Origin of the sequence: Acinetobacter wuhouensis, from assembly GCF_001696605.3 — a bacterium.
GTDB classification, from domain to species: Bacteria; Pseudomonadota; Gammaproteobacteria; order Pseudomonadales; family Moraxellaceae; genus Acinetobacter; species Acinetobacter wuhouensis.
This window is the reverse complement of sequence record NZ_CP031716.1, coordinates 519766-531692: the sequence shown is the minus strand read 5'-3', so window position 1 is coordinate 531692 and position 11927 is coordinate 519766. Positions and strand designations below refer to the sequence as shown.

The window sequence follows — 11927 nt, the reverse complement described above, 5'->3', positions numbered from 1 at the left end:
AAAACGCTGACTTGATCCAATTTTTACTGTGATACTCGAGTTGGAATAATAGGCATACGACTTTCAATCGCTTGAGGTCCTTGCCCAAGTAAAATTCCGTAATGTGCTGCGTTGGTCATCACATTCTTCACGTAGTCACGTGTTTCATTGAGTGGAATCGATTCAGTATATTGATCCGCTGAAAGATTTTGATAGTCAGGCTGCCAACGCTTAGCTCGGTTTGGTCCTGCATTATAACCTGCGGTTGCCAAAACAGGATTGCTACTCAACTGCCCATGAATCATAGATAAATAGAATGTGCCATAACGAATATTGGTATTCGCATCGCTTAATGCAGCTGGGTTATAGGTTTCCCCCATTTGTCGAGCAACCAACTTTGCTGTACCTGGCATAATTTGCATCAAACCACCTGCACCCACATGAGAACGTGCTGCCGTAACAAAACGACTTTCCTGACGCATTAAGCCATATGCCCAAGCTGGATCAATGCCCGCATTTCGACTATGGCTGACCACTAAACTTTGGTGTGGCGTTGCATAGCGATAATTATAGTTATGTTTTTTCTCTGTGCGTTCAGCGGCGTAAATCGCACGGTCGTACCAACCCATCTCTGTTGCACGTTTCGATGCCGCTAAAAGCAGTCCGTCATCGTGTTTTAAATACGCTTGGCGTACAGCCCAATTCCATTCACGATTTGTATATGCCGCAGGTGCATTAATATTACGCAAGGCAAATGCACGACGGAAATGAATGTCTTGATTTAAACGTTGCTGATCATCTGCTGATGGCTGTTCTTTGGCAGGGTTAGCACTATATTTTTGCCCCAAGTGATCTTTTGCCAACAGATTATGATAGTCATCACCCGACATGGCTAAACGCTGATAAATTTCATTGGCTGCTTTTTTTGATTGAGCATCATTGCGTTGCTCAGAAGCACGTGCCAACCAATATTGCCAACGGTCTTCTTGCTTTTGCGTCACACTCATACTGTCAATCGCGCGAATCACACTTTCCCAAGCCCCAAATCGAATGGCTTGTCGTGCATACACTTCTGACTCTTCACTACTGAATGGCGCACCATAACTGGCATCAAAGTTTTGTAGCACTTCACGGTTGAAGTTATTTTTCATGACCGTTGTACCACCGATATATCCCACAGTACGATACAAATACTTCTGTACATCGGCAGGAACGTCCTGCACCAGTTTTGGCATAGACTGTAAAGTACTGGTCAAATCAGTATCTGCAGCACGTCCAAGTGCATACACCAAATAAGCATAATCCTGAACATTAGTTTTTGGCGCTGACCATAAATAATTCAGTGGACTGGCTTGGATTTGATTGAGTTGGCTTAATGATAAGTTAATCCCTAAGCTCTGTGCCGTTGCAATCGCTTGTCCAGACTGCCCTGCTCGTAATTGTGCATATAGACGCTGTTGACGGTCTTGTGTCGTCATTAACGGACTAGACAACATCATTCGTCCCAAACCATTGCACGACTCAGGCTGTGAACTAGTAGTCAACCAAACATCTTTAAATTCAGCAAAAACCAATGAATCACCTGTTCGAGCACGAACTTGGGCAACCGCACAGCGTTCCGCTTGATCTGGATTGGTCACATAAGCCAAAACAGGTTGAGCCGTTGCGTAATCTGCTTGTTTGACTTTTTCCTCAACATAATCTGCTGCTAATTTTTCAGCCATTGCAGATTGAGGATAGCGTTTTGCAAAGTTCACAATATTTGACGCAGGTTGGAATGCGAGATTGGAATTTAGTGACCAATATTCTGGATAGTAACCGAGTGCGTCATTCTGCATGCTATAGCGATATTGTTCCAATGCACTTGGACTATTGGCATTACGTAATGCACTATTAAAATCTTCTTCAGCAGCTTGCGTCACCTGCACACCTGCACACGCGATTATTCCTAAAAGGTAAGCTTTTAATTTATTCTGATTAAGTTGTTGCTTTAACACCGTTTTTCTCTCAACCTGCATGACATGCCTTAACTTACTGACGCACTGATTTGTGACTAGTTTAGTTATTCTAATTCATTTCTACTGTTGTGTTATGTAACCTTATGATTCGCCATTAATAATTTTCTCTATTTTTCATCCATATTTTCACCTAAAAAATCACCAGACGTAAATATTTCCCTGAGTTTGATTTAAATACTGTAAAATAGCGCGCTTTTTATGAGTCTGATAAAATCAGGTTCTATATAACGTTCCAAATTCCCTTTTTCATAGGATAAACGCCTCCATGACGGTTCAAACCTTCATCCCCAATGGTGCCAAAGCTGCCTCAGAAAACACTGTAACCCAGCCACAGCACACCCCTGTCGACGGTGCAGTCAAAAAACTGTATATCGAGACACAAGGGTGTCAGATGAATGAGTATGACAGTCATCGTATGGCAGACCTTTTAGGCGACTCACACGGTTATGTGCTGACCACCGACCCTAAAGATGCAGATATTCTACTGATGAATACCTGTTCAATTCGCGAAAAAGCACAAGAAAAAGTGTTTTCTGAATTGGGTCGCTGGCGCAAACTAAAAGAACAAAATCCAGACTTAGTGATCGGTGTCGGTGGTTGTGTTGCTTCTCAAGAAGGTGACAACATTCAAAAACGTGCGCCTTATGTGGACATGGTTTTTGGCCCACAAACTTTACATCGTTTACCACAAATGCTTGATCAACACGTTGAACAAATTGAGAAGCCGAAAAAAGAAAAAATCAAACTGGTGGATATTTCATTCCCAGATATTGAAAAATTCGACTTCTTACCTGAGCCACGTGTTGAAGGTTATAAAGCCTTTGTTTCCATCATGGAAGGTTGTTCAAAATATTGTTCATTCTGTGTTGTTCCGTATACACGTGGTGAAGAAGTTTCTCGCCCTCTCGATGACGTTTTAGCTGAAATCGCTGGTTTGGCTGAAAAAGGTGTACGTGAAATTAGCCTACTGGGTCAAAACGTCAATGGCTACCGTGGCGAAACCTTTGAAGGTGAAATCTGTACTTTTGCAGACCTACTTCGTTTAGTCGCAGAAATTCCAGGCATTGGTCGCTTACGCTATACAACATCACATCCACTTGAATTTAATGATGATTTAATTCAATGCTATCGTGATTTACCGCAAATGGTTTCACATCTTCATTTACCTGTACAAAGCGGTTCAAATGATGTGTTACAAGCGATGAAACGCAATCACACCATTGATGTTTATATTGAAAAAATTGCAAAACTTCGTAAAGTTCGTCCAGATATGCATTTATCTTCAGACTTCATCATTGGTTTCCCTGGTGAAACAGATGAAAACTTTGCCGAAACTTATCAATTTATTCAAGATTTAGATTTCGATCATTCTTATAGTTTCATCTATTCAAAACGTCCAGGCACGCCAGCATCTGAATTACTAGACAGCACACCTGAAGATGTGAAGAAAGAGCGTTTGGCTAAAGTTCAACAATGGATAAAACAATCCAGTATTGAAAAAACAGATGCGATGCTCGGTACGATTCAACGTGTCTTGATCGAGAATGTTTCCAATAAAGATCCGAATTTATTGGTCGGAACAGCGGACAATACACGTTTAGTAACATTTGTAGGTGACGCCGCTTGGGTCGGACGCTTTGCAGAGATTGAGATTACAGAGATTAAGACCCTAAATTTAGTTTACGGAGAACTCTTGAATCTTGAGCCTGACGTGGCGTAATGTAAGGGTATAGACTTTATTTATAAAAAGGATATCTCTTGACTGCAGCGATTCGACGTACAGTAGCTTTTCCGGGTATTTCAGTTGAACGTTTAAAAAGCATGTTGGGTGCTTATAACGGTCATCTGAAACAAATCGAACAACGTTTAGAAGTCAGTATTTCTCACCGTGGTGACAGCTTTTATATCGATGGAGATATAGAAGCTGTTGAGAGAGCTGAAAGTTTATTGCAGCGCTTACATGCTGAAGCTGAGTTCACACCTCAAGTCAGCGCAGATACCATTCACCTCCTCATTCAAGGCAGTCAAACTGACCGAGAAATTCAAGAAGATCTTTCGGATAATGAACATACGGGGCTAAACGATGTTTGGCTACAAACCCGTAAAGGTCGTATCAATCCACGTGGTGCAAATCAAAAACGCTACGTGCAACGTATTTTACAAAGTGACATTTCTTTCGGGATCGGCCCTGCGGGTACAGGCAAAACCTATCTTGCCGTCGCAGCTGCTGTAGATATGCTCGAACGTAATGAAATTCAAAGAATTCTCTTGGTTCGCCCTGCTGTTGAAGCAGGTGAAAAACTTGGATTTTTACCGGGTGATTTGAGTCAAAAAATTGATCCGTACTTACGTCCACTTTATGATGCCTTGTATGAAATGCTGGGTTTTGAAAAAGTGGCAAAATTGATTGAGCGTCAAGTGATTGAAGTTGCCCCACTTGCCTATATGCGTGGTCGTACACTGAATCATTCTTTCGTGATTTTGGATGAAGCACAAAACACCACACCTGAACAAATGAAGATGTTCTTAACCCGTTTAGGCTTTGGTTCTCGTGCCGTGATTACAGGTGATATTACTCAGGTTGATTTACCGCGTGGTCAGCAATCTGGGCTTGCGCATGCATTGCGAATCATTGAGAAAATCAAAGAAATTCACATTACTCGCTTCCACTCTCGTGATGTCGTTCGTCACCAGCTGGTACAAAAAATTGTCGAAGCCTATGAGGGTTGGGACAGCGAGCAACATCGTTTAACCGCTGAAGCACGTGCTGAACGCAAAGCACGTCAAGAAGCACTCATTGCTGAGAATGATTCGGCTGCTGATGCTCAACATCAAGAGCCTGCGACCGATCAAGATCATGCTTAAGTTTGACATGAAGGATTGGTTTTGAAACTCAACCTATCGTTACAACAATCGTTTGAAGCACCTGAATTGGTGCTCAAACGTGCTTATTTGAAAAAAGTCATTGAAACCACATTGCGTCATATCGACACACAAAGTGATTGTGAAGTTGGAATTGCGTGTGTGGACAATGATGAAAGCCATAAATTGAATTTGGAATATCGTAAAAAAGACAAACCAACCAATGTGTTGTCTTTTCCGAGTGATTTACCTGATGAAATGGCGCAAATTTTAGATACATTCCCGATTGGGGATTTGGTGATTTGTATTCCAGTAGTTTTACAAGAAGCGATTGAGCAACAGAAAACCCCGATTGAACACTTCACTCACATGCTGGTTCATGGCACCTTGCATTTGATGGGTTATGATCATGAAACTTCAGAAGAAGATGCTGAGGAAATGGAAGCTTTGGAAATCGAAATTTTGAAAAAATTAGGTTTTGAGAATCCATATACTGTGAAAGAAGATTGATTGTTTAATCAGAAATGAATTCCTCTAAATTGAGGGATTTCTTATGTTCAGCAACTGATATTTAAAATTAATAAATCATCTTCTAAAAAAGGAAAAATAAAATGTATCCACTAGGAGTCGATTGTGTATGGATAGCAGTAGACCAACATGGCATGCTCGGAGTATTTTTAACTGCGGGTGAAGGTGCTATTCCATTGAATACCATTCAATCTACGATTATCGAATTAGCACAACTCGAAAAAGAAATACTACAACTCCCTATTACGAGCCTAGCATCCTTACAAGTCTCTGTACCACGCCCTGATGACTTTATTGCATTCGCTGAGCGAGGATTCTTCGTCTATGATTATTCATCTTCATATAACTACGAACTGGTATGTTTACCCAAGACTCCCTTATATATTCAACAATTACCCAATATATATTCAAAATTTTTACAACATTTGATACTAAAAAATGTACTTTATAAAAATACTAATACTCTCAATATAAAATCAGAATTTGATGAAATAGAATTACCACATTAAAAAATAAGAAGTGTCAACATCTACCGAAAACTTTCCCAAATCCCCACTTGCCCTTCTTTCACTCGCGGAATATTACCCAGCTTAACCCAAGGCATATTATCCCCGTGAAAATCACTTCCCACAGAAACCTTTAAACCAAACTCAGCAATCATACGATCGACCATTTGACGTGTCGAAGCAGGTTCAATTGCAGGTGGCAGCTCGACTGCATCACCACCATATTGAGCAAAAATTTCAATCAAATAACGCACATTAGTTGCGGATAAATCATAACGAGTCGGATGCGCCAAAACAGCAAAACCCTGACTTTCATGAATAACTTTAATGGTTTCTTCTAAACCCAAACCATCAAACTTCACATAAGCTTTTTTGCCTTCTTTAATATACTTGTCAAAAGCCGACTGTGCGCGTTGCACAATGCCCTTTTCCACCAAAGTTTTGGCAATATGGGTACGGGTAATACGATCAGGCTCACCATCTACTTTTGCCACCACATCGGCATAAATATCTTGATGAATTAAAGGAATCAATAAATCACAAATTTGCTTGGCACGTTCAGCGCGGATTTTCTTTTGTTGAGCTAAAAGACGTTGCAAAGGTTCAGGATTTTGCATGTTCAGGGCAACAATATGCACACCATAGCTCTTTTTAGTTGCAGGTCTAGACCATTGGCTAGAGATCTCTACACCAGAAATGATTTGAATTGGTTGATTTTTTGCAAATTGTTCAGCTTCTATTAAGCCATCCATGCTATCGTGGTCCGTAAGAGCAAGTGTATGAATGCCTTTCTCGATGGCCGCCTCAACCAGTAACATCGGTGTCATGGTTCCATCAGAAATATTACTGTGAGTATGTAAATCTACGCCTTGCATCTTTTATACTATCCCATCAACCTGAACTGGCTAAGATACTTTAACATGAAAGCACTTTTAGACTTTGTGCCCCTCATAATTTTCTTTTATTTATATAAGACGGTTGATCCAAAAAATACTGATCATCCATTATTGCAACTGATCGGCTCAGCAGGTGGTGTTAATAACAATAATATTCTTGTTGCTACAACAGGTCTAATTATTTCCATGCTTGTGGTATATGGTGCTTTATTTGTATTCCAAAAATTCCGTTTAGACAAGCAACAATGGTTGGTTCTGTTTATGACGGTGATCTTTGGTGGCATCACACTGATGTTAAGTGATGACTTCTATATTCGCCTTAAAGCTGCCATTTTAAACTTAGCCTTTGCTGGTGCTTTCTTACTTTCACCTTATTTTGGTAAAGAGAAAAAGCCATTGATTCAACGATTGTTTGGTCCAGTATTAAACCTCAGCGAAAAAGGTTGGAAAAATCTCAACTTTGCTTGGGCTGCCATGTTCATCGTGATGTCTTGCTTACATATTTTCTTTGCATTTTTATTTGCTGATGGAAAATATTGGGGCGAATTTACCGCATTTGGTGACATGATCGTGATGTTTTCCTTTATCATTATCCAGTTTATTATTTTACGGAAACACTTCAAGTCATCTGAAGACTAGTGTGTTTAGAAAAATCGAGAATTATCATGCCATTATTTGTAGTTACTTGTACTGATCAAGAAGGTACAGTAGAAAAACGTCTTGCAACTCGCCCTCAACATTTAGCACGTTTAGAAAAGTTAGATGCTGAAGGTCGTGTAATTGTTGCAGGTGCGATGCCGAAAGATCGTGAAAACCCACAAGCGGGTTTTTATGGCAGCACTTTGATTCTCGATTTTGATAGCCGTGAAGAATTAGATGCTTGGCTACAAGAAGAACCTTTCCTAAAAGAAGGCATTTATAGCCATATTGATGTTAAACCATTCAATAAAGCATTGCCTAAGGGATAATAGAATGCGCGTTGTCGTCCAAAGCTTATTGAGCCTAACATTAAGTACTTCTCTACTTTTACCTGCTGTTGCATGGGCTGAACCAAATCAAACCAGCCCACAAACAACTCAAGCAACGACTGCAACGCCTCCACCTCAGGCGAACCCACCTGTTGCCGCTCAAAAACCGAGTATTATCCCTGCGGTAGCGGGTGCGCATGCAAATCAAACGCAAGCTCAGACACAAGAAAATAAGCCTTTAACTGCTGAACAGATTGCCAAAGAAAAAGCATCTCAAGAAGCCAATGTGAAAGCACTGGTAAAAGACCAAGCGACACGTTTACAACAACTTGAAAAAGCCAATTTAGAAGCTTTATCTCAAAACCAAGAATTACAATTGAAAAATGACAATCTTGGTGTACAAGTTCAGGTTTTACAAAGTGAACAAAGTGCGCAAATGTTTCTATACGGCGCAGCCACCATTGCTGTTGGTGTACTACTCGGCTTTTTAATCGCAAGTTATATCTATACTAAACGTCGTCGTCAGTGGTAAGCCACTGACTTCATCCCCTCTGATTTATTCACTTCTCTCAAAGCTCAAAAGGTAATTTAAGTTGTCACAAGCCATTCAAACAGCCGACTTAGATTGGCAATGTGTTGATGGAATTGAAGTTCCAATTTCTAAACAATTTGGTGATGTCTATTTTTCCAAAGACAATGGACTACTCGAAACCCGACATGTTTTTTTGAATGGTAATGACCTTGAAACACGCCTTACAGCTTTAAATGATTTTGAATATTTCAGCGTGGGAGAAACAGGTTTTGGTACAGGTTTAAATATTCTTGCACTATGGCAACTTTGGCAACAAGTCCGCCCGAATAATAACAGCCACTTACATGCGATCAGTGTGGAAAAATTTCCACTATCAAAGGATGACTTAATCCGTGCATTAAATGTATGGGCTGAACTCAAACCCTTAGCAGATCAACTGATTGAGCAATATCCTTTAGCTATTGCAGGTTGTCATCGCTTAAGTTTTCCCAAAGAGCGCTTTTCCATTGATTTATGGTTAGGCGATGCACATGATGTTTTCCCAATCATTCCCAAAACAGCACCTGTGAATGCATGGTTTTTAGATGGTTTTGCCCCATCTTGTAATCCCGACATGTGGGAAGAAAATGTTTTAAATAATATTGTGCGTTTATCTGATCTTGGAACTACATTCGCATCGTTTAGTGTTGCAGGTGTGCTTAAACGTGGTTTAAAACAACATGGTATATCTATTTCACGTCCACGTGGTTTTGGACATAAACGAGAAATGCTCAAAGCTGTTTGGAATGTACCAGAAGTCGTCAATTTAAATGTTGATGAAAATAGCGCTCTTGAATCTGAAAATGCGCAAAATGATCATCAACACACTGATTTAGAAACGGCTCAAAAAAAAACTTTAAATAACACTGACATTCAGAATAATTCTAAACAACGTCAAATTGCGATTATTGGCGCAGGAATCGCAGGGTTGAGTTGCGCATGGGCGTTGGCTCAACGTGGGCATAAAGTCACCATTTACGACCAATCAGCGCCATTATCAGGTGCATCTGGTAACCCACTTGCCCTACTCAATCCAAAACTCAGTCCAATTGAACAAAGTTCTGAGCATTTAATGACTTTGGCATGGCAACATGCGTTAAACCATTATCAAAATTTCAAAGCTTTTCGCCCTATTTCAGTCAATCAATTGGCTCAAAAAAATCCTGAAGAATTATTGGCATTAGCCGAACAATATCCGCAAGGTCTACTCAAAGCACAGACGGAAAATGAATTAGATATTCAAAGTACTTTTTCAAGTTTACAACTGACTCAAGCAGGCTCTATTTATCCACATCAACTCAAAGATCAAATCCTTGATAATGAGTTAATTGAATTTCAACATGCTGAAATTGAAAAAATTGAACAACTTGAAAATAATCAATTACGAATTTTCAATCATCAACAAGATGCTTTAGGCTCATTTGATCATGTGATTGCCTGCTGTGCCAAAGAAAGTAAAAAATTCTTTGCAAATTTTCCAATCTTAAAACCTATTCGTGGACAAGTCAGTTGGGTGAATAACCAAGATCATGCTTTAGATCAACAACATGCTTATAGCTATGGTGGTTATTGCATGCAATTGGATAAGCAACAACTCATTCTAGGCGCGTCATTTTATCCAAATCGTGATGATACAGAAGTCTTAGTTGAAGACCATGTGCATAACTATGATCTTATCCACAGTGTTTTTCCACAATATGCTGAAAACCTAGTAAATGTGAATGAGTGGCAAGGTCGTGCTTCGGTGCGTGCGCAAAGTTTGGATTATTTTCCATTACTTGGAAAAGTCGAAGAAGAGCGTGAAATCTATACATTTTCTGGGCTAGGTTCTAAAGGTTTTTTATTTGCGCCCTTATGTAGTGAAGTTTTAGCTTCTTTAGTTTTAGGCGAAGCTTGCCCAATTCCAAATGATTTATTACAAAAACTCAGCCCTAAACGTTTTCAAAAGAAAGTAAAACCGAAGAAGCCTTATTTTAAACCAAGTGAATAATACCAAATTGTTACCCATAAAAAAGCGCCTTTCGGCGCTTCTTTTTATGCACCTTGTTCCAATGGCAAACCAGCATCACGCGCTGCGCGTGTGCCTCCCATCAAAACAACATAATCACGCGAACTGTCAAAACCCTCTAGTTTTTCAGCTGCACGCGGTGCTTTACTGCCGCCGCCACATAAAATGTAAATTGACTGATCCGACCCCACTTGAGTCAAGCTATCTGCAGTTAAACCATCTATCGGCTGATTCACAGCTCCTTTTACATGGCTTTCAGCAAACGCTTTATTGTCACGAACATCCCAGATTACTGCATTTTCTGGGAACTCAAATGTTGTAATTTCGATTTTACGGATCATTGCGCACTCCTTTGATGTAAACAACACTTGGCAAATGAAGAAAACATCCCTAGCATCTCAGATATTCTTTCTATTTGCAAAGGTCTAACTATGCCTTCTTTCGATATTGTATCTGAATTGGAAATTTTTGAAGTAAATCACGCGGTACAAAACACGCAAAAAGAGATTGCGACTCGTTTTGACTTCCGTGGACAAGATGTTTCTATTGATATTAATGAAAAAAATAAGGAAATTAAAATTTCTACGGAAAGCGATTTCCAATGTGAGCAAGTCTATAGCATGCTCGAAAATCACTTTTTCAAACGTAAAATTGATATTCAAGCTTTAGACCCACAAAAAATGACGGCTTCTGGGAAAAACATCATTCAAGTGATCAAACTTAAAGATGGACTTGACTCAGATACCGCAAAAAAAATTAATAAAGCCATTAAAGAAAGTGGCATCAAAGTGCAATCTTCTATCCAAGGTGACAAGATTCGTGTAACTGATAAAAAGCGCGATACTTTACAGCAAGTTATGGCATTTTTAAAAGAACAACAATTCGGTGTCCCACTCCAATTCAATAACTTTAAAGACTAAGTCTTTAACGATGTTTACAGGGTGACATATGACTCAGACCAATCGCTTATCCAAACTGGTAAAAGCCACTTCAAAACTTCCGAAAGGAATCCAAAGTACTGTTCTCAGTAAAGCCTTTGGTCGAGTTGTCCCTATGGTTGGCACAGCCAAACTTCGTTATGTAGAAGTCACACCTTCTCGTGTAGAAGTACGAATTGAAAACAACCGCAATGTGCAAAACCATATTGGGCAAGTGCATGCCTGTGCCATGGCATTAGTCACTGAAACCGCAACGGGTTTTGTCACAGGAATGAATATTCCAGACTCATGTATTGTTTTGATTAAAAGCATGCAAATTCAGTTTAAACGCCCATCGAAAGGTGGTTTAACCGCTGTTGCGACACTGACTGATGAACAACGTAAACTGATGCAAGAAACAGAAAAAGGTGAAACCCTAGTTTCAGTCGTTGTAACGGATGATTCAGGACAACAACCGATCGAAGCAGAAATGCTTTGGGCATGGGTGTCTAAATCACACCTCAAAAACAAGTAACTGAAAAACCAATAAATGTAAATAAAACTTACTTTTAAGTAAGTTGAAAAATTACTAAATCCCTGCAAATGAATGACGAATATTCACTATTTTCATTCAGTGTTAAGCTTCAAGATGGTGTGGAATCTAACATCATCTT

Annotated in this window: 13 protein-coding genes; 10 read left to right on the top strand and 3 right to left on the bottom strand. The window is 39.7% G+C overall.

Annotated features, from left to right (window positions below):
* Positions 1-23: 23 nt before the first annotated feature.
* Positions 24-1997: a lytic transglycosylase domain-containing protein gene (locus BEN71_RS03220; RefSeq protein WP_068973653.1), complete on the bottom strand. Its 1974-nt coding sequence runs from the start codon at positions 1995-1997 to the stop codon at positions 24-26.
* Positions 1998-2262: 265 nt separating this feature from the next.
* On the opposite strand from BEN71_RS03220, the gene miaB reads away from it, so the two are divergent.
* From miaB to BEN71_RS03200, 4 genes are all read left to right on the top strand, one after another.
* The gene (gene miaB, locus BEN71_RS03215) at positions 2263-3717 is read left to right on the top strand and encodes a tRNA (N6-isopentenyl adenosine(37)-C2)-methylthiotransferase MiaB (protein WP_068973654.1); all 1455 of its coding nucleotides are present in this window, start codon (positions 2263-2265) and stop codon (positions 3715-3717) included.
* 38 nt (positions 3718-3755) lie between these two features.
* Positions 3756-4862 carry a PhoH family protein gene (locus BEN71_RS03210; RefSeq protein WP_068973655.1) on the top strand — a complete coding sequence of 369 codons (1107 nt, stop codon included), beginning with the start codon at positions 3756-3758 and terminating at the stop codon, positions 4860-4862.
* 21 nt (positions 4863-4883) lie between these two features.
* Positions 4884-5369, top strand: coding sequence for an rRNA maturation RNase YbeY (ybeY, locus tag BEN71_RS03205; protein ID WP_068973656.1), 486 nt, complete (start codon positions 4884-4886; stop codon positions 5367-5369).
* A gap of 101 nt (positions 5370-5470) precedes the next feature.
* Positions 5471-5896: a hypothetical protein gene (locus BEN71_RS03200; RefSeq protein ID WP_068973657.1), complete on the top strand. Its 426-nt coding sequence runs from the start codon at positions 5471-5473 to the stop codon at positions 5894-5896.
* A 20-nt stretch (positions 5897-5916) separates the two neighbouring features.
* Here BEN71_RS03200 and BEN71_RS03195 read toward each other — a convergent pair whose 3' ends face one another.
* A complete protein-coding gene (locus BEN71_RS03195; RefSeq protein WP_068973658.1) occupies positions 5917-6768 on the bottom strand; it encodes a PHP domain-containing protein in 852 nt (283 codons plus the stop codon).
* Positions 6769-6813: 45 nt separating this feature from the next.
* Here BEN71_RS03195 and BEN71_RS03190 point away from each other — a divergent pair, with 45 nt between their 5' ends.
* The 4 genes from BEN71_RS03190 (at position 6814) to mnmC (ending at position 10318) form a co-directional block, all read left to right on the top strand.
* Positions 6814-7428 (top strand): septation protein IspZ, encoded by a 615-nt coding sequence (locus tag BEN71_RS03190; protein ID WP_068973659.1) that lies wholly within the window; start codon positions 6814-6816, stop codon positions 7426-7428.
* A 26-nt stretch (positions 7429-7454) separates the two neighbouring features.
* A complete protein-coding gene (locus BEN71_RS03185) occupies positions 7455-7757 on the top strand; it encodes a YciI family protein (protein ID WP_068973660.1) in 303 nt (100 codons plus the stop codon).
* A 4-nt stretch (positions 7758-7761) separates the two neighbouring features.
* Positions 7762-8289, top strand: coding sequence for a hypothetical protein (locus BEN71_RS03180; protein ID WP_068973661.1), 528 nt, complete (start codon positions 7762-7764; stop codon positions 8287-8289).
* A gap of 61 nt (positions 8290-8350) precedes the next feature.
* Positions 8351-10318, top strand: coding sequence for an FAD-dependent 5-carboxymethylaminomethyl-2-thiouridine(34) oxidoreductase MnmC (gene mnmC / locus BEN71_RS03175; protein WP_068973662.1), 1968 nt, complete (start codon positions 8351-8353; stop codon positions 10316-10318).
* A 44-nt stretch (positions 10319-10362) separates the two neighbouring features.
* Here the strand turns inward: mnmC and BEN71_RS03170 are convergent, their stop codons facing one another.
* A complete protein-coding gene (locus tag BEN71_RS03170) occupies positions 10363-10677 on the bottom strand; it encodes a rhodanese-like domain-containing protein (protein ID WP_068973663.1) in 315 nt (104 codons plus the stop codon).
* 90 nt (positions 10678-10767) lie between these two features.
* On the opposite strand from BEN71_RS03170, the gene BEN71_RS03165 reads away from it, so the two are divergent.
* Both BEN71_RS03165 and BEN71_RS03160 read left to right on the top strand, forming a co-directional pair.
* Entirely contained in the window at positions 10768-11256 is a 489-nt protein-coding gene (locus BEN71_RS03165; RefSeq protein ID WP_068973664.1) for a YajQ family cyclic di-GMP-binding protein, read from the top strand.
* A 28-nt stretch (positions 11257-11284) separates the two neighbouring features.
* Positions 11285-11788 carry a DUF4442 domain-containing protein gene (locus BEN71_RS03160; protein WP_068973665.1) on the top strand — a complete coding sequence of 168 codons (504 nt, stop codon included), beginning with the start codon at positions 11285-11287 and terminating at the stop codon, positions 11786-11788.
* Positions 11789-11927 lie beyond the last annotated feature (139 nt).

Excerpts from the sequence above, each read along its gene's own strand:
- BEN71_RS03160 (WP_068973665.1), top strand. The coding sequence starts at position 11,285 with ATGACTCAGACCAATCGCTTATCCAAACTGGTAAAAGCCACTTCAAAA.
- BEN71_RS03190 (WP_068973659.1), top strand. The coding sequence starts at position 6,814 with ATGAAAGCACTTTTAGACTTTGTGCCCCTCATAATTTTCTTTTATTTA.
- BEN71_RS03200 (WP_068973657.1), top strand. The coding sequence starts at position 5,471 with ATGTATCCACTAGGAGTCGATTGTGTATGGATAGCAGTAGACCAACAT.
- BEN71_RS03220 (WP_068973653.1), bottom strand. The coding sequence starts at position 1,997 with ATGCAGGTTGAGAGAAAAACGGTGTTAAAGCAACAACTTAATCAGAAT.
- BEN71_RS03185 (WP_068973660.1), top strand. The coding sequence starts at position 7,455 with ATGCCATTATTTGTAGTTACTTGTACTGATCAAGAAGGTACAGTAGAA.
- BEN71_RS03170 (WP_068973663.1), bottom strand. The coding sequence starts at position 10,677 with ATGATCCGTAAAATCGAAATTACAACATTTGAGTTCCCAGAAAATGCA.
- BEN71_RS03180 (WP_068973661.1), top strand. The coding sequence starts at position 7,762 with ATGCGCGTTGTCGTCCAAAGCTTATTGAGCCTAACATTAAGTACTTCT.
- BEN71_RS03165 (WP_068973664.1), top strand. The coding sequence starts at position 10,768 with ATGCCTTCTTTCGATATTGTATCTGAATTGGAAATTTTTGAAGTAAAT.
- BEN71_RS03195 (WP_068973658.1), bottom strand. The coding sequence starts at position 6,768 with ATGCAAGGCGTAGATTTACATACTCACAGTAATATTTCTGATGGAACC.
- miaB (WP_068973654.1), top strand. The coding sequence starts at position 2,263 with ATGACGGTTCAAACCTTCATCCCCAATGGTGCCAAAGCTGCCTCAGAA.